The organism is Allonocardiopsis opalescens (assembly GCF_003002095.1).
In the GTDB taxonomy this organism is placed as follows: Bacteria; Actinomycetota; Actinomycetes; order Streptosporangiales; family Streptosporangiaceae; genus Allonocardiopsis; species Allonocardiopsis opalescens.
The window spans coordinates 1-23,276 of record NZ_PVZC01000003.1 but is presented as its reverse complement, the minus strand read 5'-3'; the positions used below and the strand labels follow the sequence as shown (position 1 = coordinate 23,276).

At 73.9% G+C, this 23,276-nt stretch carries 24 protein-coding genes; 10 read left to right on the top strand and 14 right to left on the bottom strand.

Annotated elements, in window-relative coordinates; genetic code table 11:
* Nucleotides 1-2: 2 nt before the first annotated feature.
* Both CLV72_RS10190 and CLV72_RS10185 read right to left on the bottom strand, forming a co-directional pair.
* The gene (locus CLV72_RS10190; protein WP_106243818.1) at nucleotides 3-1,061 is read right to left on the bottom strand and encodes a CPBP family intramembrane glutamic endopeptidase; all 1,059 of its coding nucleotides are present in this window, start codon (nucleotides 1,059-1,061) and stop codon (nucleotides 3-5) included.
* A 315-nt stretch (nucleotides 1,062-1,376) separates the two neighbouring features.
* Entirely contained in the window at nucleotides 1,377-2,099 is a 723-nt protein-coding gene (locus CLV72_RS10185; protein WP_106243815.1) for a GbsR/MarR family transcriptional regulator, read from the bottom strand.
* A gap of 311 nt (nucleotides 2,100-2,410) precedes the next feature.
* On the opposite strand from CLV72_RS10185, the gene CLV72_RS10180 reads away from it, so the two are divergent.
* Entirely contained in the window at nucleotides 2,411-3,583 is a 1,173-nt protein-coding gene (locus CLV72_RS10180) for a serine hydrolase domain-containing protein (RefSeq protein ID WP_106243812.1), read from the top strand.
* A gap of 57 nt (nucleotides 3,584-3,640) precedes the next feature.
* Here the strand turns inward: CLV72_RS10180 and CLV72_RS10175 are convergent, their stop codons facing one another.
* Nucleotides 3,641-4,033, bottom strand: coding sequence for a VOC family protein (locus CLV72_RS10175; protein ID WP_106243809.1), 393 nt, complete (start codon nucleotides 4,031-4,033; stop codon nucleotides 3,641-3,643).
* A gap of 727 nt (nucleotides 4,034-4,760) precedes the next feature.
* Nucleotides 4,761-5,132: a thioredoxin gene (gene trxA, locus CLV72_RS10170; RefSeq protein WP_106243805.1), complete on the bottom strand. Its 372-nt coding sequence runs from the start codon at nucleotides 5,130-5,132 to the stop codon at nucleotides 4,761-4,763.
* Between the two features lie 250 nt (nucleotides 5,133-5,382).
* Here trxA and CLV72_RS10165 point away from each other — a divergent pair, with 250 nt between their 5' ends.
* Both CLV72_RS10165 and CLV72_RS10160 read left to right on the top strand, forming a co-directional pair.
* Complete coding sequence (locus tag CLV72_RS10165; RefSeq protein ID WP_106243801.1) at nucleotides 5,383-5,769, top strand: YidH family protein; 387 nt, start codon at nucleotides 5,383-5,385, stop codon at nucleotides 5,767-5,769.
* A complete protein-coding gene (locus CLV72_RS10160; RefSeq protein WP_170140943.1) occupies nucleotides 5,766-6,092 on the top strand; it encodes a DUF202 domain-containing protein in 327 nt (108 codons plus the stop codon). Before CLV72_RS10165 ends, CLV72_RS10160 begins: the two co-directional genes overlap by 4 nt.
* A gap of 47 nt (nucleotides 6,093-6,139) precedes the next feature.
* Here CLV72_RS10160 and CLV72_RS10155 read toward each other — a convergent pair whose 3' ends face one another.
* The 3 genes from CLV72_RS10155 to CLV72_RS10145 form a co-directional block, all read right to left on the bottom strand.
* Nucleotides 6,140-7,138 carry an NAD-dependent epimerase/dehydratase family protein gene (locus CLV72_RS10155; protein ID WP_106243795.1) on the bottom strand — a complete coding sequence of 333 codons (999 nt, stop codon included), beginning with the start codon at nucleotides 7,136-7,138 and terminating at the stop codon, nucleotides 6,140-6,142.
* Between the two features lie 54 nt (nucleotides 7,139-7,192).
* Nucleotides 7,193-7,906 (bottom strand): PIG-L deacetylase family protein, encoded by a 714-nt coding sequence (locus CLV72_RS10150; RefSeq protein ID WP_106243792.1) that lies wholly within the window; start codon nucleotides 7,904-7,906, stop codon nucleotides 7,193-7,195.
* A gap of 80 nt (nucleotides 7,907-7,986) precedes the next feature.
* A complete protein-coding gene (locus CLV72_RS10145) occupies nucleotides 7,987-8,700 on the bottom strand; it encodes a WbqC family protein (RefSeq protein WP_106243790.1) in 714 nt (237 codons plus the stop codon).
* Between the two features lie 323 nt (nucleotides 8,701-9,023).
* Here CLV72_RS10145 and CLV72_RS10140 point away from each other — a divergent pair, with 323 nt between their 5' ends.
* Nucleotides 9,024-10,568, top strand: coding sequence for a glycosyltransferase family 2 protein (locus tag CLV72_RS10140; RefSeq protein WP_342755660.1), 1,545 nt, complete (start codon nucleotides 9,024-9,026; stop codon nucleotides 10,566-10,568).
* 48 nt (nucleotides 10,569-10,616) lie between these two features.
* On the opposite strand, the gene CLV72_RS32125 is transcribed toward CLV72_RS10140, so the two are convergent.
* Nucleotides 10,617-10,772 carry a hypothetical protein gene (locus CLV72_RS32125; protein ID WP_170140942.1) on the bottom strand — a complete coding sequence of 52 codons (156 nt, stop codon included), beginning with the start codon at nucleotides 10,770-10,772 and terminating at the stop codon, nucleotides 10,617-10,619.
* Between the two features lie 260 nt (nucleotides 10,773-11,032).
* Here CLV72_RS32125 and CLV72_RS10135 point away from each other — a divergent pair, with 260 nt between their 5' ends.
* The 6 genes from CLV72_RS10135 (at nucleotide 11,033) to CLV72_RS10110 (ending at nucleotide 15,583) form a co-directional block, all read left to right on the top strand.
* Nucleotides 11,033-11,347 carry a DUF3817 domain-containing protein gene (locus CLV72_RS10135; RefSeq protein WP_106243787.1) on the top strand — a complete coding sequence of 105 codons (315 nt, stop codon included), beginning with the start codon at nucleotides 11,033-11,035 and terminating at the stop codon, nucleotides 11,345-11,347.
* Between the two features lie 273 nt (nucleotides 11,348-11,620).
* A complete protein-coding gene (locus tag CLV72_RS10130) occupies nucleotides 11,621-12,409 on the top strand; it encodes an SURF1 family protein (RefSeq protein ID WP_106243785.1) in 789 nt (262 codons plus the stop codon).
* A 56-nt stretch (nucleotides 12,410-12,465) separates the two neighbouring features.
* Nucleotides 12,466-13,680 (top strand): pyridoxal phosphate-dependent aminotransferase, encoded by a 1,215-nt coding sequence (locus CLV72_RS10125; protein ID WP_106243782.1) that lies wholly within the window; start codon nucleotides 12,466-12,468, stop codon nucleotides 13,678-13,680.
* Nucleotides 13,681-13,862: 182 nt separating this feature from the next.
* The gene (locus CLV72_RS10120) at nucleotides 13,863-14,654 is read left to right on the top strand and encodes an alpha/beta fold hydrolase (RefSeq protein WP_106243778.1); all 792 of its coding nucleotides are present in this window, start codon (nucleotides 13,863-13,865) and stop codon (nucleotides 14,652-14,654) included.
* An 81-nt stretch (nucleotides 14,655-14,735) separates the two neighbouring features.
* Nucleotides 14,736-15,212: a Fluc/FEX family fluoride channel gene (locus CLV72_RS10115; RefSeq protein ID WP_106243775.1), complete on the top strand. Its 477-nt coding sequence runs from the start codon at nucleotides 14,736-14,738 to the stop codon at nucleotides 15,210-15,212.
* Complete coding sequence (locus CLV72_RS10110; RefSeq protein ID WP_106243772.1) at nucleotides 15,209-15,583, top strand: fluoride efflux transporter FluC; 375 nt, start codon at nucleotides 15,209-15,211, stop codon at nucleotides 15,581-15,583. The genes CLV72_RS10115 and CLV72_RS10110 overlap by 4 nt, the downstream gene beginning before the upstream one ends.
* A gap of 49 nt (nucleotides 15,584-15,632) precedes the next feature.
* Here the strand turns inward: CLV72_RS10110 and CLV72_RS10105 are convergent, their stop codons facing one another.
* The 6 genes from CLV72_RS10105 to CLV72_RS10080 form a co-directional block, all read right to left on the bottom strand.
* Nucleotides 15,633-19,421 (bottom strand): S8 family serine peptidase, encoded by a 3,789-nt coding sequence (locus CLV72_RS10105; protein ID WP_146159405.1) that lies wholly within the window; start codon nucleotides 19,419-19,421, stop codon nucleotides 15,633-15,635.
* Between the two features lie 139 nt (nucleotides 19,422-19,560).
* Entirely contained in the window at nucleotides 19,561-20,160 is a 600-nt protein-coding gene (locus CLV72_RS10100; RefSeq protein ID WP_146159404.1) for a hypothetical protein, read from the bottom strand.
* A 43-nt stretch (nucleotides 20,161-20,203) separates the two neighbouring features.
* The gene (locus tag CLV72_RS10095; RefSeq protein WP_106243760.1) at nucleotides 20,204-20,782 is read right to left on the bottom strand and encodes a hypothetical protein; all 579 of its coding nucleotides are present in this window, start codon (nucleotides 20,780-20,782) and stop codon (nucleotides 20,204-20,206) included.
* A gap of 49 nt (nucleotides 20,783-20,831) precedes the next feature.
* Nucleotides 20,832-21,062, bottom strand: coding sequence for a helix-turn-helix transcriptional regulator (locus CLV72_RS10090; RefSeq protein WP_106243757.1), 231 nt, complete (start codon nucleotides 21,060-21,062; stop codon nucleotides 20,832-20,834).
* Nucleotides 21,063-21,097: 35 nt separating this feature from the next.
* Nucleotides 21,098-21,955: an ABC transporter permease gene (locus CLV72_RS10085; protein ID WP_106243753.1), complete on the bottom strand. Its 858-nt coding sequence runs from the start codon at nucleotides 21,953-21,955 to the stop codon at nucleotides 21,098-21,100.
* Nucleotides 21,952-22,875, bottom strand: coding sequence for an ABC transporter ATP-binding protein (locus tag CLV72_RS10080; protein ID WP_211302802.1), 924 nt, complete (start codon nucleotides 22,873-22,875; stop codon nucleotides 21,952-21,954). The genes CLV72_RS10085 and CLV72_RS10080 overlap by 4 nt, the downstream gene beginning before the upstream one ends.
* Nucleotides 22,876-23,276 lie beyond the last annotated feature (401 nt).

The following is a 23,276-nucleotide window of genomic DNA, read 5'->3' as shown; positions in this document are numbered from 1 at the left end:
CCTCATTCTGCCGTCCGGGACCGCCCGGCCGGCGGCTCCGCGGGGGTCAGGGCCGGACCCGACCCGCGCGTGCGCCACCACACCACCGCCGCGATCAGCGCGACGGTGACGCCGGGCACCAGCAGGGCGGGCGATCCGGTGCCCGCCGACCGGTCCGCGATGGAGCCGCCGAGGTCGGCGTGCACGGCGGTGGCCAGGAGGAAGGTGAGCGTGTTGAGCAGCGCGTGGACCACGACGGCGGTCTCGATGCCGCCGGTGCGCCAGGTGATGACGGCCAGGCTGACGGCGAGCGTGAAGTACCAGAGGTTGATCCACGGATCCGTCGCGCCGTGGATGGCCGTGAAGACCAGGCTGGAGACGAGGACGGCGACGACCAGCGCCGTGCGCGGCCCGCGGCTCCAGCTCCCGGCGACCCGGAAGACGAGTCCGCGCAGGCCGTACTCCTCGCCCGCCGACTGCAGCGGCGTCAGCAGGAGGGTGGCGGCGAAGACGGCGACCAGGTCGGCGACCGGCCAGTAGGTCTGCTCGGAGGGCATCGCGAGGTGCAGGACGACGGTGGGGACCAGCCAGACGGGGCCGATGAGCAGGAGCGCCCGGCCGAACACGTCGAAGCGGAAGCGCGACAGCACCGAGTGCAGCGAGGCGCCCGGCACCCCGTAGAGCCACCGCTGGACGAGCATGCTCCACGGGATGAGCAGGGCGAGCGAGAACATGGCCGCGCCGTGGTACAGCGGCGTGTAGTCGGTGCCGCCGATCGCCGGGTTGCTGCGGCCCATCCGCAGGTCGATGAGGGCGGCGGCCTGGGTGATGGCGAAGCCGGAGACGAACATCCCGGCCAGTACGAGCACGATCGCGAGGATGCCGCGCCCGATCCGGCGCTTCTCCCCGGCGAGCACGCGGTGGTACTCCACGCCCGGCGGGACCGGCCGCGGGCCGCGGCGGCGCGGGTTCGGCCCGGACGGTGCGCGCGGAGCCGTCCGTACCGCTCTCGCGTCCGGGGCGGTGCCGAAGGCGGCGGCCGGTGGCGGGGCCGGGGGACGGCGGTCGTGGTCGGAGTGCATGCCTCGACGCTAATCCGGAGCGGAGCCGTGACCGAGTGTCATCGCTCACGGCTTTCTCCGCGTCCCGCACGGGTCGGGGCATGACAGATGTCATGCTCCGGCGGGGCCGTCGGCGCGCGGCCCGGCCGGCACCCTGCCGTGCGTCGAGGGGCCCGGGCCGGGCCTGCGGCCCGTCGAGCGGCGGGCGGCACCTGGTGGACTTCGGTGCGCGTATTCGAGCCGACGGGCCTGCCGGGGGCGGGCGCAGTGCCCCGGGCGCCTCGCCGGCCGCGGCCCGGGCCGGGCGGACGGGCGCCGGACCGGTCCCGCAGCAGGTCAGGACCCTTGCCCGGCCTTGGGGTCCCGTCTGCGCTGCCACTCCTCGATGGCCGCCTGGTGGGCCTCGTTCACGAGGATGAGGAGTTCGGCGGTGGACGCGAAGCGGGCGCCGGCCGGGGTCGCCGCTCCGAGGATCTCGGCTCCGCGCCGCGACGCGGTGACCAGGGCGTCGTTCATCCGGATCGAGGCGTGGAGGGACCGGAGCCAGATCCCGTCGTCGATGACATAGCGTTCGCGGCGCGTGCCGGGAGCGCGTTCCCGCCTGAGCAGTCCCTGCTGCTCTAGGTAGGCGACGGCGTGCGAGACGGACCCGGGGCTGACGCGCAGCCGCTGGACCAGGTCGGCGGCGGAGAGGGTGCCGGAGTCGGTGATGTACAGGCAGGTCAGCACCTTGGCCATCATCCGGGGCATGCCCTGCTCGATGAGGAGGGCGGTGTAGGACTCCGCGAGGTCCTGGACCACCCGGGGGTCCCGTCCGTCGCCGCCGGGGGCCGGCGAGGCCGGGGGCCGGGCCTGCTTGCGCCGGCGGGCACGGTGCCGGGTGGCCGCCTGCGCCCGGTCGGCGCGGTAGGACTCGGGTCCGCCGTTGCGGCCGACCTCCCGCATGACGGTCGAGGCGGGCCGGCCCAGGCGCGCGCCGATCTCGGTGTATCCGAGTCCTTCGGCCAGCCCCGCGGCGATGTGCTCCCGCTCCCGGGCGGTCAGCCTGCCTCCGGGCATCGGTGCCCGCCTCCCTTCGCCGGGGTGCGCGGAGCCGGCACCGCGCACCCGTGGCACAGTATGCCTCCGTTCTCGGGTCATTGCAATGCGGGCCGGAGGGCGCTGATTGCGTTCAGCTTCATGCTCATTGCAATATCCATCTTATCTGTGTACTGAGCACGGAGAATGAGTCAGATCCGTCGTTGACGAATATGTGAATGCAATGTACCGTTGCAGAAGTTCAGAGATCGTTGAACGTTGGCGCGGTGCCGGCGGACCGGCGATCCCGTCCGTTCGGCCGGAGTCCGCACACCTCCCGAAGGAGCACCACCATGTCCGTCACCTCCACCGACCAGCCCACTCCGGACCGCGGCTCCCTGCGGGAGGCCGCCGCCGGGCAGGACCGCCCGGAGCTGCGAAAGTCCATCGAGGAGATCGTCGAGGCCGGTTTCCTCGGAGTCACGCTGCGCGTGCACGACGAGCGGGGCGAGTGGGCCGGCAGCGCCGGGCTCCGCGAGCTGGGCGGCACGGAGCGGCCGCCGGTCGACGGGCACTTCCGGATCGGCAGCAACACCAAGACCTTCACCGCCGCCCTGGCGCTGCGGCTGGTCGCCGAGGGCGCCTTCGGGCTGGACGACCCGGTGGCCGACCACCTGCCCGAGTTCGGGCCGGACCGGCGGATCACGGTGCGGATGCTGCTGCGGCACACCAGCGGGGTGTTCAACTTCACCGGCGAGGTCGGCGAGGACGGGACCGTCGTGCCGGGGATCGGCCTGCCCTACGGAGAGGGGGGCGAAGCGTGGCTGGATGACAGGTTCAGGACCTACCGGCCGGAGGAACTGGTGGAGCTGGCGCTGTCCAAGCCGGCGCGCTTCGAGCCGGGGACGGGCTGGAGCTACTCCAACACCAACTACGTGCTGCTCAGACTGCTGATCGAGAAGGCCACCGGCCGCCCGTTCGCCGCGGAGATGCGGCGGCTGGTGCTGGAGCCGCTCGGGCTGTCGGGCACCGTGGTGCCGGAGACCTCACCGGAGATCCCCGAGCCGTACGCCCACGCCTACTACCGGTACGAGGAGGCCGGCGAGCAGCGGACGGTCGACATCAGCCGCCAGAACCCCTCCTGGGTCTCCACCGGCGGCGACATGATCTCGACCACCCGGGACCTCCACACCTTCATCTCCGCGCTGACGGGCGGCCGGCTGCTGCCGGCCCCGCTGCTGGCCGAGATGTGCGCCCCGCACCCGACCGGCATCCCGAACATGGACTACGGCCTGGGGGTGTTCGTGGTGACCACCGACGACGGCGGCACCATCATCTCCCACAACGGCGGCATCTCGGGCTATGCGGCACTGATGTACAGCACGCCCGACGGCGGCCGGACCCTGACCGCCTCGCTGACCTATGTGGACGACGCCGCCATGACGCTGGCGGGCACCTTCCAGCAGGTGACGAAGCAGCTCGTCGAGAAGGTCTTCGGCGGCGGGCAGGCCGCGCCGGCGAGCTAGGCCGGGCCGGGCGCCGCGGCTCCGTGCACCCCGGGCCGCGGCGCCGTCACGGGCGCGTCACCGACCCGCCGAACCCGAGGGCGCCCGGCTGAGGTCCACGACGCAGAAGAGGTTGCCGTCCGGGTCGGCGAGCACCACGAAGTCGGGCTCGGGAGGGTAGGAGTCCCAGTCGACCCGGCTCGCACCGAGGCCCACCAGCCGCTCCACCTCCGCTTGCTGCTCGGCCGTGGTGTCGACCAGCAGGTCCAGGTGGATCCGCGGCCGCGCCTCGGCGGGCGAGCCGCTGCGCATCAGGCACAGCGCGCGCCCCGACCCGTCGACATGGTGCAGCGTGCGCCAGTCGGGACTCGCCCACTCCGACGTGGCCGCCAGATCGAGTGCGGACGTCCAGAAGGCGACGGCGCGGTCGATGTCGGCCACGCCGATCACCGGATACCCGAGTCGGAGCATGCCCCCGAGTCTAGGCAGCGGCCGCGGCCCCCGCCGGGTGCGCGCACCGGCACGGGCGCTCGGGGGTACCCCCCGTTATCCATTCTTCCAGGTCGGGCGGTGTCGGGGCGTGCGGTGGCGGGGGCCTGTGGACGGTGCGGGCGGATTCGGTCGACTTGTGCACAGGGCGCCGGCAGGCGCGAGGCGGCGGACCGGACCTGGTACCAGGTGGCGGACGGGGCCTGGGGACGGGCGGCGGATCGAGCCTGGCATCGGGAGGGGCCGGGCCTGGTCTCGGCCGCGGGCGATGGCGGGGCGGGGTGCTCGGGGGTACCCCCCGAGATCCATTCTTCCAGGTCGGAAGGCGGCAGGCCGTGCGGTGGCGGGCCTTGTGGACGGTGCGGGCGAATCCGGTCGACTTATGCACAGGGGCTGTCCGCCGCATGGGGCGTGACCCGTGGGCTGTCACCCGGGCGCGACTCGTGGACTATGACCCGTGGCACGGATGTGCGTCGTGACCCACGGGCCGGGACCGTGGGCCGTCACCCGTGGCCCGGACCTGCGGGTCGTGACCCAAGGCCCGGGCCCGAGGGCCGTCACCCGCGGGTCGTGCCGGCCGGTCCGGGTTCCGGCGCCGACTTCAGGGGCCCGGCCCAGGTGACCGTGGTCCCCGCCCCGCCGCCGAGATCGCGAAGCGCCCCCGCCGTAGGCGGAGGCGCTCCGTGCGCGCCGTGTCAGCGACCCCAGGTCACTCCTGCGGCTGCGGCTGCTGGGCGATTTCGGCGCGGACCTTGTCCATGTCGAGTTCGCGGGCCTGGCGGATGAGGTCTTCCAGGGCCTCCTCGGGGAGGGCGCCGGGCTGGGAGTAGATCATCACCTGCTCGCGGATGACCATCAGGGTCGGGATGGAGCGGATGTCGAACTGGGCGGCGAGGTCCTGCTGGGCCTCGGTGTCGACCTTCGCGAAGACCAGGTCCGGGTGGCGCTCCGACGCCTTGTCGTACACCGGCGCGAACTGCCGGCAGGGACCGCACCAGGACGCCCAGAAGTCGACCAGCACGAAGTCGTTGTCGACCACGGTCTCCTTGAAGTTGGCCGTGGTCACTTCTACGGTCGCCATCTCATCTCCCAACTCGGTGACTGCGGGGTCTCTCCCACTCAATGAACACGCGCCCGCAGACATTCCCCCGCCGCCCGCGTCCACTCGCGCCGTCCGCGCCGCGCCCGACGCGCCGGGCGCCCCGGCCGAATCCGCACTTCACCGGCGTTGACGGCTGATTTGGGCGGGAATCGCTGATCTGCTTAGGGTCGGCGGTGGAGCCCGTCGCCGCGCCCGGCGGCGCCCGCCGCACCGCAGAAGGGAGGCCAGGGTGGACGACACCAGCGCGTCGGCGCACCGGCAGGCCGACGGCCCCGCGCCGCCGGCGGGGGAGCACGAGCCCGACTACCGCTTCACCCTCGCCAATGAGCGCACCTTCCTCGCCTGGATCAGGACGGCGCTGGGCCTGCTGGCCGGCGGTGTCGCGGTGCTGCACATCGTGCCGGTGGACTGGCCGGGCTGGCTGCGGCTCTCGGTCGGCCTGGGGCTGAGCGCCCTCGCGGTGTGCATCGCGCTCGCCGCCCCGGTGCGCTGGCACCGCGTGCAGCGGGCGATGCGCCGCTCGGCGGCGCTGCCCACCTCGCTGCTGCCGCTGGTGCTGTCGGCGGGTGTGGCGCTGGTCTGCCTGGCGGCCATCGCCGCCGACTGGGCCTGGTGAGGGCGGTGCCCGCCCGCGCCGCGCCGCCCGCCCTGCAGCCCGAGCGCACCCTGCTGTCGTGGCAGCGCACCCTGCTGGCCGTGCTCGCGGTCGCCCTGCTGCTGCTGCGCGACCCCGCCCGCGCCGGGGCGCCGCTGCTGTGCGCGGTGCTGGTGATCGCGCTGGCCTGCGCGCTGATCGGCGGATACGTGCGGCGCCGCTGGCGCCGCGTTGCGGCCGCCCCGCCGGCCCCGCTGGGCGGCGCGGCCGCCCTGTACGGGCTGAGCGCGGTGACCGCCGCCCTCGGCCTCGCGGTGGCCGCGACGGCGGTCTGGCCGGGGTGAACCGGAGTCCGGCGCCGCCCCAGGGGCGCCGGACCGGCTCGTCCCCCTCACACGGTGAGCGGTGCCGCCGCCTGATCGACCAGGCGGGGTCCGCCGCGCGCCGCGACGATCGAGGTGATGATCTCGTCGAGCGAGTAGGACGGCGCGTAGCCGATCAGCCGCTTGGCGAGGCCGGTGTCGGGCATCCGCCGCTGCATGTCCTCGTAGCCCTCGCCGTACGCCTCCTCGTACGGCACGTAGACGATCTCGCTGGCGGACCCGGTCAGCTCGCGCACCCGCTCGGCCAGGGCGCGGATGCTGGTCTCCTGGAAGCCGCCGAGGTTGACGGCCCTGCCGTGGGCGGATTTCCGGTCGAGCAGGGCGACCATGGCGGGCACCACGTCGTAGACGGAGCCGAAGCAGCGGCGCTGGGTGCCGTCGCCGTAGATGGTCAGCGGCTCGCCGCGCAGCGCCTGGTCGACGAAGCGCGGCACCACCATGCCGTAGCGGCCGGTCTGGCGGGGACCGACCACGTTGAACAGCCGCACGATCGCGGCCTCCAGGCCGTACTGCTGGCCGTAGACGTAGGCCATCAGCTCGTCCAGGCCCTTGGCGGCCGCATACGACCAGCGGCTCTTCAGCGGTGAGCCGAGGATGCGGTCGGCCTCCTCGTCCAGGCCGTCGGCGTCGTTCTTCCCGTACACCTCGCTGGTGGAGGCGACGAGCACCCGCGCCCCGGCGCGGCGCGCCGCCTCCAGCACGTTCTCGGTGCCGTGCAGGTTGGTGCGCAGCGAGCGCAGCGGGTGGTCGACGATGGTGTGCACGCCGACGGCCGCGGCCAGGTGGAAGACGGTGTCGGTCTCGGCGGTGAGCCGGTCCACCAGCCGCTCGTCGAGGATGGACCCTGTCACGAACCTGAGCTGGGAGTGCCCCTTGACCTGGTCGAGGTTGGCCTCCGACCCGGTGGACAGGTCGTCCAGCACGGTGACCCGCGCGCCGAGCGCTAACAGGTGGTCGACCAGATGGGAACCGATGAAGCCGGCTCCGCCCGTGACGAGTGCCCGCACAGGTACCTCCCGGTGTGGTGGCGAGTGTCGGTCGTGCGACGTTCGGCCGGGCGGTCAGCCCAGCCAGCGAAGGCAGTGGAAGCCCTCGGCGAAGGAGGTACCGCCCTGCATCCCGCGCAGGGCCGCGAGGCTGCGCAGGGTGAGTTCGGACCGTGTGTGGGGGTGGTCGTGCACCTGGGTGCCGTACAGGGACATGGCGTGGATCTTGTGGTCGACGTGGTGGGGCTGGAGTTCGACCAGGAGGTTGGGCGGCGGCACGGCGTCGGCGCGCCACTGGTCGGCCGCCTCCTCGTAGCTGAGCACCAGGCTCGGGTGGTGCTTGAGCGCCGTGTTGGACGGGCGCAGCGCGGCGAGCGCGGCCTCGGCGGCGACCTGGTGGTCCTGGTTGTAGCTGGTGCGGTGCGGCGCGATGACGACGGTGGGCTCGATGGTGTTGATGGCCAGCGGGCTGTGCCGCTCGATGGCGCCGATCAGGTCGAAGCGGGGCAGCGCGTCGAGTTTGAGGTGGTAGTCGTCGCCGGGGAAGGCGATGTGCCACTGCCGCCAGCCGTAGCTCTCGGCGACCTTCTCGATCTCGGCGTAGCGCTCGTCGGCGGTGGACAGCCCCGCCGGGGAGAAGTCGGCGGTGTCGCCGACGGTGAGGAACTGGACGTAGATCTCGCCGCCCGCCTCGGCGGCCTTGCTCATCAGCCCGCCGCAGCCGAGCGTCTCGTCGTCGGGGTGCGGGGCCAGGACCAGGATGCGCTGCCGGGACCAGTCGATCGTCATGCGTGCTTTCCTCGTCGCGGAGTCGGCCACGGACTGCGCGTGGCACGGGAGCCGGATATCGGGTACGCCAGCGGCCGGACTCAGGTGCGGACGGGATGCGACCGGGCTTGGCGCAGCACCTCCACGCCCTCCGGGCCGTGGTTCACCAGCAGGTCGATCGCCGCGAGCCGGGGCAGGAAGTCCCCGTGCCTGCCGTGCTGGCGGTAGACGGGGTGCTGGAAGTCCTGCCACTCCAGGGCGATGCCTCGGTCGGTCAGCGCCTCGGGCACGAGATAGCCGCGCGCGCCGTCGCCCGACAGCACCGTGTCGGCACCGACCCGGAGCGCGATCTCGGCGATCATATCCGTCTTCTTGCCGGTCAGCGGGCCAAGCTCGCTGGAGCGCACCATCGGTGTGTCGATGCCGAAGGCGTCGAGGACCATGCGTGTCGTGGCGAGCGAGAGCTCGGCGAGCCGCTCCCATTCGGCCGTGTAGATCGCCTCGAACTCGGCGCGGTAGACACGCCAGAACGGGGTGCGGCCGTAGCAGTTGTCGGCGAGGGTGCGCAGGTGCTTGAGGCCCCAGCGCTTGCGGTTGTCGACGAGCTTGTCGGCGATCAGCTCGGCGCGGCTGTGCTGCACCACGGGGACCGTGAGCATCATGGGTCCGCCCAGGGCGCCGACGTAGTTGCGGTTCTGCCAGCCCTTGCGCTCGAACTGGACATGGTCGACGACCACGAAGAGATCGCAGCGGTCGACCTTGTCGACAAGGCCCAACCACGGCAGGTAGTGCGGCTGGTGCATGGCGACGCGCACAGCGGCTCCTCGTCGGCTTAGTAGCAGCTCGGGCACTCGACTGATAAAAGTAGTTCGGGAGTAGTTCTATGTCGAGCACCGCAATGTTGCGATATTTCACTACCGACATGCGCGGGGGCGCGGGCTGGAACATACTTCTCAATGGTGAGGGCCGGGTCGGGACCTTCGTATCGGATGAATCCTCGGCAAGCCGTTCAACCGGGACATACGATTCTCCCTGGCCTGCTTAGGTCGTTCACGCCGGTGAACCGCCGAGCGGACTCCGGCGTCTGCGTTACATCGACGAACGGGACGACCCGTTCGGTCACCCGAGGAGGCCGGGAGTGCGACTGGTCCGGGCCGTCGGCGAGGGCACCAGCTTCCTCGTGGCAGCCGCACTCGGCATCGCCGTCATGGTGCTGTGGCTCGGCTACGCGCTGGACGTGTCGGGCAACGGCACGCCCACCACCCTGTTCATTTGGCTCACCCTGGGGGTGAACCTGGCGCTGTGGTCCGCGCTGGGCCTGGTGCGGCTGGTCGACGACGGCGTGCGCACGCTGGCGTCGGCGCGCCGGCGCCGCCGCGCCGTCCGGCACAGATCCCGGCTCGCCGTCGGCTCCGGCGCGCGCCGGGCCCGCGCCGGCGCCCGCGCCGCGCTGGTCGGCCCGGGTGACGACGGCCTGGTCCGCGTCGACCTGCTCGACCGCTCCGAGCCGCCGGCCGTCCCGGACGACGAGGCCGCCGACGACCTCGACGCGCTGGCCGAGCGCGTCACCATCGCGGTGCTGATGCCCGCGCACAACGAGGAGCTGGTGATCGCCGACGCGATCGCCTCGGCCAAGCGCCTGTTCGACGACCGCGACATCTACCTGGTCTCCGACGCCTCCATCGACGCCACCGCCGACATCGCCCGCGAGGCCGGAATCAACGTGCTCGACCTGTACCCGAACAAGGGCAAGGCGGGCGCGCTTGAGGCGGCCATCGAGCACTTCGGCCTGACCGACCGCTACGACGGCGTGCTGATCCTGGACGCCGACAGCGAACTCGACGTGAACTACCTGCGGCGCGCCCGCCGGATGATGGCCGAGGACCCCAAGATCGCCGCGATCGCGGGCTACGCCGTCACCCAGTGGCGCCCCAAGGAGCGCTCCTGGATCGGGCGGATGATCACCGCCTACCGCGACCAGGTGTACCTGACGCTCCAGTTGCTCAGCCGCTTCGGCATGACCTGGCGGTGGATCAGCGCCGCCTTCATCGTGCCGGGCTTCGCCAGCATCTACCGCTCCTCGGCGCTGCGCCACATCGACATCAACCCCGAGGGGCTGGTGATCGAGGACTACAACATGACCTTCGAGCTGCAGCACAAGCGGCTCGGCCGGATCGGCTTCCACCCCGGCATCAAGGCCTACAGCCAGGACCCGCACAACCTGCGCGACTACATCAGCCAGGTGCGCCGCTGGCAGCTCGGCTTCTACCAGACGATCCGCAGGCACGGCATCTGGCCGAGCGTGTTCTGCTTCGTGCTGATCGTGTGGGTGGTGGAGGTGCTGTTCGTGGCGGTCGCGCTGTTCGCGGTGCTGGTGCTGGCCGTCTTCCTGGCGCTGCCGCTGATCAACGACGGCTGGGTGCTGCAGTGGCAGCCCTACGCGGTGGAGTACCAGCGCGTCAGTGCGTCCTTCTCGCTGCCGCTCATCCTGGTCGGGCTGGTGGCGCCGGGCTACTTCGTCACCTGCGTGATCGCGGCCTGCCGGCGGCGGCCGAGCTACCTGTTCTACGGGGTGTTCTTCCTCTTCTTCCGGATCATCGACGCCTTCATCATGCTGCGCACCATCCCGCAGGGCTGGACGCAGGTGTCGTCGGGGCAGTGGCGGCCGCCGAGCAGGTCGTGACGGCCGCCGCGCCCGGGCCGCACCGCCGGCCCGGGCGCGGTGCGCGGGCTACCGCGCAGGCTCGGGGCGGGCGGGGCGGGCGGCCTCGCGCTCGGGCCGCGGTGCGCGCGCCTCGGCGGCGCGGCGGCGGCTGTGCAGGGCCCGGGCGATGGCGAGACGCTGGCGCCGCCGGGCGGCGTTCCATCGGGTGGTCGGTGTGAGCATGGCTCGCGGGAACCCCCTCGCTGGGTCGCGGCGCGTCCGGCCCGCGGCCGGACACGACCCGTCCGACCAGGGCGGACACCCCCGGTACTGCTCTGATTCTCCCGTCCGGCACTGACATCGGGCCGCCTTCGCGGGCGGGTGCGCGGGGCCGGTGCGGGGCCGCGCGGCGGGGCGCATAGGCTCGGACCGGCGGTGGCCCCGCACCGGGCCGGGCCGCACCCTCCCCGACCGGTCGCCGGTCCCTTTTCCGAGGTGAACCCGTGAGAAGTCCTGCTCTGCTGACCGCCTACCGGGTGGCGTCCTACGTCACCGGCGTGGGCCTGATCCTGCTGGTGTTCGTGGCCGTTCCGCTGAAGTGGATCTGGGACCAGGACCTGCTGGTCGCGGTGATCGGCCCGATCCACGGCTTCCTGTACATCGCCTACGTGGTGCTGACCCTGGCGCTGATGGTGGTCCGCCGCTGGTCGCCCGGGTACGCCCTGCTGATCATGCTGGCGGGCACGGTGCCGGTGATGAGCTTCGTGGCCGAGCGCAGCGTGACGCGGCGCGAGTCGGCCGCCGCGGCCGCGGCCTGACCGGCGGGGGCCGGGCGGGCACGAGAAGGGGGGCCATCTCCGTATCCCCCCTCAGTTACGGAGATGGCCCCCGGCGGCCGCCTGCTCCTCCCCCCAGGAGCTGCGACCCGGGATGGCTTTTCGGGGCGTCTGCCTGACGCAGTCTCAGAATTACCCGGCCCTGATCAGGCTAAACAACTCTGAGTGATCTGAAGATTACTGAAAGTGATGTACCCGTGACAAGACCTGCGGTCCGGTTTTCTCCGCCCGCTCGGCCCCGCCTAGGCTGACGCCGTGTACCGCTTCGCGCTGCGCCCGCGCTGGCTGCTGGGCCACCTGCTGGTGGTGCTGGCCGTCGCGGTCTGCTGCGCCCTGGGCCTGTGGCAGTTCGACCGCGCCAGGCAGACGGAGTCGCGGCCGCTGCCCGCCACCGAGACCGCCGAACTCGCCGAGGTGCTGCCGCCCGGCGGCCGGCTCACCGAAACCGCCGCCGGCCGCTCCGTCCGCGTCACCGGCCGCTACGACGGCGAGCGCCAGCTGCTGGTGCCCGACCGCGTCCTAAACGACCGCGACGGCTTCTACCTGATCGCGCCGCTGGTCACCGCGGACGGCACCGCCGTCACCGTGAACCGCGGCTGGCTGCCCGGCAGCAACGACGACGTCCCCGAGGTGCCGCCGGTGCCCGGCGGCGAGGTGACCGTCACCGGGCGGCTCACCCCGGCCGAGTCGCCGCTGGACTACCCGAGCCGGGGCGGCCTGCCCGAGGGGCAGGTGAACGCGATCAACGGATCGGCGCTGGTCAACCTCTGGCCGTACCCGATCTACGATGGCCATGTCGAGCTGACCGGGCAGGACCCGGCGCCCGACCCGGCCGTCGCACCGCTGCCGCCGCCGGTCACCGAGCGGGTCAGCTGGGACTGGCAGAACCTCGGCTACTCCGGGCAGTGGTGGGTCTTCGCCGTGATCGCCCCCTACTTCTGGTGGTGGACCATCCGGCGCGAGGCCGAGGACCGGCGCGCCGCCGAGGACCCGGCCGGCGCCCCGGCCGCCGCGGCGGCGACCGGGGCGCGGCAGGACCGGTAGGCGGCGCCGGCGCGGCGCGCCGGAGCGAGGCGGGAACCCATCCAGGAGGCGACGGAATGCAGATCACCCAGTCGGCCAAGCTCGCGGACGTCTGCTACGACATCCGCGGGCCGGTGCTGAAGGAGGCCCAGCGGCTGGAGGCCGAGGGCCACCGCATCCTCAAGCTGCACATCGGCAACCCCGCCCCCTTCGGCTTCGAGGCGCCCGAGGAACTGCTGCGCGACGTCGTCGCCAACCTCCCGTCGGCCCACGGCTACGGCGACTCCAAGGGGCTGCTCGCCGCCCGCCGCGCGATCGCGCAGTACTACGACGACAAGGGCGTGCCCGGCGTGGACGTCGACGACGTCTTCCTCGGCAACGGCGTGTCCGAGCTGATCGTCATGTCGCTGCAGGCGCTGCTCGACAACGGCGACGAGGTGCTGATCCCCGCCCCCGACTACCCGCTGTGGACCGCCGCGGTCTGCCTGTCGGGCGGCCGCCCGGTGCACTACCTGTGCGACGAGCAGGCCGACTGGTACCCCGACGTCGACGACATCGCCCGCAAGATCACCCCGGCCACCAAGGCGCTCGTCGTCATCAACCCGAACAACCCCACCGGCTCCGTCTACCCCAGGCACGTCCTGGACGCCATCGTGGAGCTGGCCCGCCGGCACAACCTGGTGCTGCTCTCCGACGAGATCTACGACAAGATCCTTTACGACGGCACCGAGCACGTCTCAACGGCCGAGCTGGCCCCCGACCTGATCACCCTCACCTTCAACGGGCTGTCCAAGAGCTACCGGGTGGCCGGCTTCCGCTCGGGCTGGATGGCGGTCACCGGGCCCAAGCAGCACGCGGCCGGCTACCTGGAGGGCCTGGAGATCCTGGCCAACATGCGGCTGTGCCCCAATGTGCCCAGCCAGTACGCCATCGCCACCGCGCTCGGCGGCCACCAGACCATCAAGGACCTGGTGCTGCCGCAGGGCAGGCTCACCGCCCAGCGCGACACCGCCTGGGAGCGGCTGAACGCGATCCCCGGCGTCAGCTGCGTCAAGCCCAAGGGGGCGCTCTACGCCTTCCCGCGCATCGACCCGGCGGTGTACCCGATCCGCGACGACGAGCGCTTCGTGCTGGACCTGCTCCGCTCCGAGCGGCTGCTGGTCGTGCAGGGCACCGGCTTCAACTGGCCGCGCCCCGACCACTTCCGGGTGGTCACCCTGCCCCGGACCGAGGACCTGGAGACCGCCATCGACCGGATCGGCGCCTTCCTCGCGGGCTACCGGCAGGGCTGAGGCGGCCCGTCCGCGCCTCGATTCGGTAACGGTCGCCGCCGGAATGGGGCGGCCGTTCACTTTTCGGATACCGAGTCTTCCGGATGCCCTGACAAGACCGGCGCGGAGGACGATCATGGTGGTGGCCGCCGCGCCGCGGGAAGCCGTCCCGCCGCCGCCCTGACCGCCCCACAGGATCCGCCATGACCGTCCTTCCGCTCCAGTATGCCGTCGACGGTCCCCGCCACGCGCCCGCGCTGCTGCTGCTCGGCGAACTCGGCACCGAGCTGGACGTCTGGACGCCCCAGCTGGTCGCGCTCCGCCCCCACCTGCGGGTGGTGCGGGTCAACCACCGCGGCCACGGCTCCTCGCCCAGCGCGCCCGGCCCCTACACCCTGGAGGAGCTGGGCCTGGACGCGCTCGGCGTGCTCGACCGGCTGCGGGTGGACCGCTTCGCCGCCGCCGGGGTGGGCGTCGGCGCGACGATCGGGATATGGCTGGCCCTCAACGCGCCCGAGCGGGTGGACGGGCTGACCCTGGTCGGCGCCTCGCCGAACTTCGCGCCCGCCGAGCTCTGGCGGCGGCGCGCCGCGCTGGTCCGCGAGGGCGGCACCCGGGCCGTCTCCCACGGCGCGATGGTCCGCTGGTTCACCCCCGGCTACCCGCGCCGCCACCCCGTGCACGTCGCCCGGCTGCGCCGCGACTTCGAGGCCGTGGACGCCGAGTCCTTCGCCGGCTGCCTGGAGGCGGTCGCCGGCACCGACCTGCGGGTCGGCGTCGAAGGCATCAAGGCCCCCACCTGCGTGATCACCGGCGCGCACGACCCCACGTCCCCGCCCGCGCACGGCCGGGCGATCGCCCGCGCCGTCCCGGACGCCCGCTACGTGGAGGTGCCCGGCGCCGCGCACCTGGTGACGGTGGAGCGGGCCGACGCCGTCACCTCGCTGCTGCTGGAGCAGCTGACCGGGAATCCGCGGGGCCGGAGCCTCGGTTAGAGTGCCTGACGGCGGTGGGGCCCGCCTTCAACCGCGGCGCACCGCCGCCAACGGTCCCTACTCGACAGAGTGGGGTCAGCCATGCCGAAAGCCTTCTCCGCGGCCCGCCGCGAACTCCCGGTGCTCGCCCTGGTCGCGCTGGGCGGCGGCGCGGGCGCCGTACTGCGCCAGCTGCTCGTTCTCGCGGTCCCGGTCCAGCCCGGCGCCTTCCCCTGGACCACCCTCGCGGTCAACACCGGCGGCGCGCTGCTGCTGGGGGCGCTGGCCGCGCTGGCCACCGAGGCGCGGCCGCGCCTGCGCGCGCTGCGGCCGCTGCTGGGCACCGGCCTGCTCGGCGGCTTCACCACCTTCTCCGGCCTGGCCGGGGACGCGTACGCGCGGCTGGCGGCCGGGGCGCCGCCCGCGGCGGCCGGATACCTGCTGCTGAGCCTGGCCGGGGGCGTCCTGGCCGCGCACGTGGGCTGGTCGGGGGCGAGGCGGCTGGCCGCCCTGGTCGGGGCGGCGCGCCGCGGCGGGCGGCCCGCGGCCGGCCGGGAACCGGAGGCGGAGGCGGAATGACGGTCCTGCTCGCGGTCTTCGCCGGCGGCGCCCTGGGCGCCGCCGCCCGCCACCTGGTCGACCGGCTGGTCCACCTGCGCGCCGACCGCCGCTTCCCCTGGGGCATCCTCGCCGTCAACATCACCGGATGCCTGCTGTTCGGCCTCATCGGCGGCCTCGCCGCCGCCGGCTGGCCGCCCGCCGCCACCGCCGGGCTGACGGCGGGGCTGTGCGGCGGCTTCACCACCTTCAGCACCTTCGCGCACGACACCGCCGGGCAGCTGCGCGCGGGCCGCCCGGCGGCCGCGGCGGCCAACGCGGTGCTGAGCACCGGCGGCGGCCTGGCCGCCGCCGCGCTCGGCCTGCTGGCCGCCTCCGCCCTGGCGGGCTGAGGCCGCCCGGGACCACGCGGTCCCGGGCGGCCCCGGTTCCCCGCCGGTGCTAGCCCCGGTAGGCGTCGTACAGGACCTGCTCGATCCGGCTGCCGCGTGCGTCGAGGGCGTCGACCCTCAGCGACACGCCGGTGCCCTCGGCCACCCGCGGCAGCCTCAGCTCGTAGCGGCCCTCAGCGGCGCGCGACACCCGGGCCGGCACCCAGGTCTCGCCGGAGTCCGTCGAGGTCCACACCCGGAAGCGGCGGATCCGCTCCGGGTCAGTCCCGGTCACCGGCGCGACCTCCAGCACCGCCGTGCCGCCCTGCGGACGGTTGAGGGTGTCCAGCGGCAGCCGGTAGTCGACCCCCAGCAGCGGCAGCCGCGCGGTCCCGCCCCCGGCGGGGGCCGCCGAGGTGAAGGTCCACGCGGTGGAGCTGCGGTGCCGGTACGGCGCCTGCCCCTCCTGCTGGTAGGAGAGCCGGTACTCGGCCGTCCCGGCCGGCACCTCGAACTGGGCGAAGTGGGCCGGATGGGTCGCGACGGGCTCGCCGTCGACCTCCAGGGACAGCTCGGCCGCCAGCGGGTCGGCGCAGCCGTACCGGTCGCGGCCGTCCTGGAACGGGGCCAGCCAGACGTCCATCCGCTCGGCCGTGCGCTCCGGCGGCGTCGGCTGGCAGGTCGACGCGCCCTGCGGCGCGCCGACGAAGCCCGGCCACTGCGGCCGGGTCACCCAGGCCACCTCCTGCTCGGCCCCCGCCTGGTAGACGGCGCCGGCGTCCTGGGCCAGCGCCGCCGAGTAGCCCTCGGGGAACCAGGCGTCCACGGCGGTGCCGATGGCCATGCTCTGCCAGGGCACGCCCGGGCTGAGGTAGGCGGTCCTGGTCTGCGGCAGCGGGCCGACCGAGTCCAGGTTCATCAGCGAGCCGGCCAGGTAGTAGCGGCGGTCGGAGTCGGGGCCGGTGCCGTCGGCGTCGCGGTGGAAGGACTCCTGGAGCACGGCCAGTTCCCGCTGCGCGGCGGCGTCCACCACCGGTTCGGGCTCCATCCGACCCGGCAGCGGCAGCACCAGGTCGTACACGTACGGGCTGCCCGCCACCGCGAGGGAGACCTCGCCGCCGGCGGAGGCGGCGGCCAGCAGCGCGGCCGCGTCCTCGCCGCCCGCCGCGATCACCGGCACCTCGGCCCAGCCGTAGCCGGCGAAGGAGGGGGCGATGCCGGGCCGCGACTCGTCCACGAAGGCGACGGCCGCCGCGCCCGCCTGCGCGGCCCGCTCGGTGACGGCGGCGCGCTCGCCCTCGGCGGGCAGCGCCACCACGGCGAGCGCGCCGGAGCTGCCGCTCAGGTCGGTGCCGTCCCCGGCGTCGACCGCGGGCAGGGTGCGCTCTCCGGCGGGCAGGCCGGCGCTGCCCAGCTCGACCGCGGAGATCTCGGCGCCGCCGGCCTCGACCGACAGGTGCGGCGCCTGGAGCCGCAGGTTCAGCTCCCCGGCGAAGACCTCGGCCGCGCCCTCCATCGGCGCCACGTGCACCGGGGGCTGCGGGTACCAGGAGTAGACCTCGTCGGTCAGCAGCGCGAAGCCGCCGGTACCGGCCGCCGGGGTGCTGAGCAGGCCGGCGGCGACGAAGCCGGGCGGCGCGGTGTCGGCGCCCTCGACCCGCGGGTGGACCGGCCGGGCGGCGGCGCCGTCGAAGACCACCGTGGTGGCCCCGGTGACGGCGACGTCGGGGTCGCCGGCCAGGGCGACCACGTCGTAGTCGGGGTCGCCGGTGGCGATGTCGCCGGTGACCGCGTAGCGGCCGGCCGGCACCCGCAGCGTGGTGCTCTCGCCGGTGAAGCCGCCGACCCGGCCGTAGACGCCGAAGTCGTCCAGGTTCACCACGGAGTAGTAGACCTCGGGGCCCTCCGCCGCGGTGCCCGGCAGCGGGGTGGTGGCGATGGTGAGGTCGACCAGCGGCGGCTGGGCGTCGACCGCCAGCGGGGTGCGGGCCGCGGTGCCCGCCCCGGTCGCGGTCACCATGCCGGTGTAGAGCCCGTTGGCCAGCCCCGCGGCGTCGACGGTGAGCGTCGCGGTGCCGGTCTCACCCGGGGCGAGCACCAGCTCGGCCGGCTCCAGCGACACGCCCGCCTCGGCGCCGCCGCTCCTGGCCCGCAGCCCGGCGGCCAGGTCGAGCACCAGTTCGCCGTCACCGGTGTTGGTCCAGCTCAGCTCCTGGGTGAACGGCTCCTCGCGCGGCTCGGGAAGCTGGGCGTACACGGAGTCCTGGCCGGGGACGGCGCCGCCCGCGACGGCCGCGCCCAGGTCCAGGCGCCCGGAACCGGTGTCGAAGGCGTCACCCGCGAGCTCGTCGGCCGAGCCGACCAGCGCGTTGGTGAGCTGCTGCGGCGTCCAGTCGGGGTGGCGCTGGGCCAGCACCGCGGCGGCGCCCGCGACGTGCGGGGTGGCCATCGAGGTGCCCGACGCGGCGGTGTACAGCTCGTCCACGGGCTCGCCCATGGTGGTGCCGGCGGCGCGGGCGGCGACGATGTCCACGCCCGGCGCGCTCAGGTCCGGCTTGGGGACGCCGCCGCCCGGCAGCGGTCCCCGGCTGGAGAACTCGGCGAGCGCGTCGGAGCCGTCCACGGCGCCGACCGTCAGCGCCCGCGCGGCCGCGCCCGGCGAGCCGATGGTGCCGCTCAGCGGGCCGGAGTTGCCCGCGGCGACCACGAACAGCGTGCCGTGCTCCTCGGTGAGGGCGTCGAGCGCGAGCGACATCGGGTCGGTGCCGTCGGAGGGCTCGGAGGAGCCCAGGCTCATGTTCACCACCTCGGCCCGCTGCGCGGCCCACTCCATGCCGGCGATGATGCCCGACTCGGTGCCCTCGCCCCAGTCGTTGAGCACCTTGCCGATGATCAGCTGGGCGTCCGGGGCCACTCCCGAGCGGGCGCCGCCGGAGCCCGCGCCGGTGCCGGCGACCGTGGCGGCGACGTGGGTGCCGTGGCCGTCGCGGTCGAGGGCGTCCTCGGCGTCGCTGAAGTTCTCGACCGCGCCGATCCGGCCGGCCAGGTCGGGGTGCTCGGTGTCGGCGCCGGTGTCGAGCACCGCGACGGTGACGCCCGCGCCGGTGTAGCCGGCCGCCCAGGCGGCCGGGGCGCCGACCTGGACGAGGTTGCGGTCCAGGTCCGGGGCGGGCTCGGCCGCGGCGGCGGGGGCGGCGGCCGCGGCGCCGGCCGCGGTGGTGACCCGGCCGTCCAGCCAGACGTGGGTGACGCCGTCCAGCTCGTCGAGCGGCCCGGCGGCCTCGGCGGCGAAGGCGCTCAGCGCCTCGCCGGTCTGCTCGGCCTCGCCCTTGGCCACCTCGGCGGCGACCGCGGAGATGCTGGGCAGCTGGCGTCCCGAGGTCTCGGCGGCCAGGGCGGCGGCCGCGTCGGCGCCCGCCTCGCGCTGCACGATCAGCGGGATGGTGTCGGAGGACTCGTCGTCGTAGCCCTGGCGCACCTGGGAGGTGACGTTGAACAGCTCGGGGTCGAGCACCCCGCCGAGCAGCGGGGTGACCGAGCGGGGGATGACCAGCACGTCGCCGTCGGGCTCGTGCGAGACCCGGTAGGGGCTCAGCGGCTCCGGAACGGCGGTGCGCGCCCGGCCGTCGGCATCGGAGGTCACCTCGACCACGTCGCCGGTGAGCAGGGTGACCGTCCAGGAGCCCGAGGCCGGCAGCACGCCGGCGGGGCCCGCGTCGCCGGGTTCGGCGTGCGCCGGGGAGCCGGGCGCCACCGCGGTCGCGCCCAGCGCGGCCAGCACCGCGGCGGCCAGGCCCGTCGCCACCGTGCCGGCGGCGGGTCGTCGGCGGCGGCCGCGGCCCGGTCGGGGAACTCTCATCTCATCGCCTCCATGGGGGATGGCTGTGCCAGAGCATGATCGCGCTGCCACATATGGGAGTGATGAGCGAGTTGTGGCGATTACCTGGGGGTGGTGGCCGGATCCGGCCACGGCGCGGGCGCGCCGCTGAGCTGCGGGATCAGCGCTCGGGCTCCTGCGCGCCGTCGTCGGCGTCCTCGTCGGGCGGGGCGTCGGGCAGCCGCCAGCCCGCGACGAAGCGGGGGGCGTACATGTGGGTGAACCACAGCGCCATGAGCAGCACGATCACGGCGATCTCCGGCAGCCGCGCCTCGAAGCCGCGGCCGCGCGACAGCAGCAGCCACGGCACGAAGAGCAGGGTCAGCGCCGCCAGCGTCCAGCGGTGCGCGATCGTGTAGGCGCGCAGCCGCTCGGCCACCTGGCGCTCGTCCAGGTGGCGCTCTGCCAGGTCGGTGCTGCCGCGGGTGGCCTGGCCGAGGAGCCCGCTCGTCGTCACCGTGCAGACGATCGCGGCCACCAGCAGCACGGTGTTGGCGACCACCGCGAAGCCGCCGGGTGCCAGGGTGAACAGCACGAGCGCGTCCACCCACACGCAGGCCAGCCCGAAGACGCCGATCGCGACCAGCGCCCTGCGCCGCCGCCGGGTGGCGTACAGGCCGGGGAGGTAGTCCTTCTCGACGGTCGCGGCGACGTGCCGGTCCCAGTGCCGCGACCACCAGGCGGCGGCCCGGCGCCCGGCGCCGCCCAAAGCGTTCCTCATCGCGTCTCCGAATCCGCGCGGGCCGGCCGGTGCGGCCGGCCCCTCAGTCGTCGGCGTCCTCGTCCACGGGCGCGTCGGGCAGCCGCCAGGCGGCGACGACCGCGGGCAGCTGCATGTGGACCATGGCGAGCAGGTACATGGCGGCGATCGCGGTGCCGGGGGGCACCGCAGTCCCGTTCCCGCCGCTGACGGCCAGCCCGGCGCACAGCCCCAGGAAGGCGCCGAACAGCAGCACGGTGGAGATCCGGTGCGCCAGGCTGCCGGCGCGGTTGCGCTCGGCCAGCTGCCGCTCGTCCAGACTGCGCTCGGGCAGCCCGGTGAGGCCGCGGGTGCCGATGTTGAGCAGGGAGAAGGTGGCGCACTGCAGCAGCACCACCGTCACCAGGGCGGCGAGGAGCGCCCAGACCGCGGGCCCGCCGGCGTCGGCGAACTCCAGGACGAGGATCACGGCGGCGCCCGCCAGGGTGAGGGCGACCGAGGCGGCCGCCAGCGCCCGGCGGCGGGCCCGGGTGCGGTACCAGCCGGGCGCGAGATCGGTGTTGACGGCCTCCATCCGCTGGGCCCGCCACCACTCCGACAGCCGCCTGCCGCGGCCGGCGCCGCCTCCGGGACGGTCGTTCACGGCACCTCTTCCTTTCCAGGGTGGGGACCCGCCGGTCCGGGAGCGGCGCTCAGCCGCTGCCGAGCCGGGGGAAGGGCTTGAGGGAGAACACCACCTCGACGGGGACCTCGAAGTAGTCGGCGATGCGCAGCGCCAGGTAGAGGCTGGGGCTGTACTCGCCGCGCTCCAGGTAGCCGACCGTCTGGTAGTGCACCCCCAGGGCCTGGGCCAGATCGCGGCGCGAGATGCCGCGCTCGGCTCTCAGCACCGCGATCCGGTTGTAGATCGCCTCGGAGGACACCCGCCTAGTCTCCCGCACCTCGGCCGGGGGCGGGATCAGTACACGGCCCGGGCCGAGGCCCGCTCCCGCCGCGCGGCCAGCCGCGAACCGGACTCCTTGCGGGTCATCCGGCGCAGCAGCAGCGGGGCGAGCACCATGCCGGCGAGTGCCCAGGCGCCCAGCACGGCGGCGGTCTCCACCGGCTGCCAGCTGCCGTGCAGCTCGGCGGCGAGCATGCTGTCGGGCAGGAAGACCGAGCGGACGCCCAGCGCCATCCAGTACAGCGGGATCGCCTGGGTGGCCGCCTGCATCGGCTCGGGGAAGGCGGTGACCGGGAAGAACACGCCCGCCGCCACGATGAACACCATGAAGGGCACCATCAGGATCCCGGCGCCCGAGCGCACATTGGGCAGCAGGCAGCCGACGGCCGCGCCGAGCGGCACGGTGGCCAGCAGGCTCAGCACCAGCACCCAGGCCAGGGTCAGCCACTTCGCCGGGTCGGCGGGCAGCGCGATACCGGCCAGGAGCACGCCCGCCACCAGCATCATCGCCAGCACGGTGACCGTGACCGCCAGTACCAGCAGCCCCTTGCCGACCAGGTAGACGGCGATGCCGCCCGGGATGCCGCGCAGCCGCAGCAGCGCGCCCTCCTCCCGGTCGGCCGTGATCATCATCGGCAGGTTGTACAGGCCGACCTGCATCATCATCGTGGCGATGTAGCCGGCCGTGATGAACAGGCCGAGCGGGACGCCGGTGCCGGGCACCTCGCGGTCGCCGATGAACAGCACGAGGGCCGCGTAGACGCCGACGGCGCCCAGGGTGGTCTGCCAGATCTCCTTCGGATTGGCCAGGAAGTGCCCGAACTCGGTCCACCCCCGGCGCAGCCCCGCGGTGACCGTCCGCCTCGCGTTCACGCCGCCACCTCCTCTGCGGCGCGGTCCCCGCGCACGCCGTCGCCGGATCCGTCCTCGTCCTGGTCCGCGCGGTCCTGCCGCACCAGCTCCAGGTAGCTGTCCTCCAGCGAGGGCCGCCGCACGGCCAGCCCGGGGACCGGGCCGCCCGCGGCCTGGTGCAGCCGCCAGACCAGCTGCTCCGGTTCGCGGGTGCGCTCAACGCGGACGCGGTCGCCGTCGTGCCAGCGCACCTCGGCCGGCGCCTGCACCCGCGCCGCCAGCTCCTCGTGGGTGCCGAAGGCGGCGATCCGGCCGCCGACCAGGATCGCGATCCGGTCGGCCAGCCGCTCGGCCTCGGCCATGTCGTGCGTGGTGAGCAGCGCGGTGACGCCCTCCTCGCCGGTCAGCCGCTCCACCAGCTCGTGGAAGTCGCGCCGGGTGCGCGGGTCGAGCCCGGCCGAGGGCTCGTCCAGGAAGAGCAGTTCGGGGCGGCCGATGATGCCCAGCGCCACGTCCACCCGGCGGCGCTGGCCGCCCGACAGCTGCTGCACCCGCTTGCCGGCGTGCTCGGCGAGGCCCAGCGAGTCGAGCAGCTCGCCGACCGGGCGCGGGCGCGGGTAGCAGGAGGCGATGTGCGCGAGCAGTTCGCGCACCCGCCAGTAGGGGTGGTCCTTCCAGGACTGGAGCACGATGCCCAGCCGCGCCCGCCAGGCGTCGCCGCCCCGGTCGGGGTCGGTGCCCAGCACCGCGACCCGCCCGCCCGAGCGCTTCCGGAAGCCCTCCAGGATCTCGACGGTGGTGGTCTTGCCGGCGCCGTTGGGGCCGAGCAGGGCGACCACCTCGCCCGGCCGGACGCGCAGGTCGACCCCGCGCAGCACGTCGTGCGGGCCGTAGCGCATCCGCAGCCCGTCGACCTCGACGGCGAACTCAGGCGTCGCCATGCCGTCTCCCCGTCCTCATGGAGCAGTCTCCCGTCGATCTGAAGTAGTACTGCTTAGATTGATAGCACACCTACTACATCCTGGCCAAGTCCTGCGACAAGACGCAGGTGAGGGGCTGACACGGGGAGGACACGATCCGGCATAGCGGGCGGCACGATGCGACGCGGCGGGATTGACGCGCGGGCGGATAGCGGCGAAGCTGGCACCGGTCCGCATCTGGTCTAGACCGGCCTAGGCCGCGCTCGTCACGCCAGGCCCACAGGCCACACCCCTGATGCCGGAGGTAGGCATGCAGACGCTCCAAGAGATCCTGGACTGAAGCGAGCGTTTGACCTACCAGGACCGACGTCGACTGAATGGCGTTTGACCTGCAATTACAGGACTGACGACTACCGATCGGT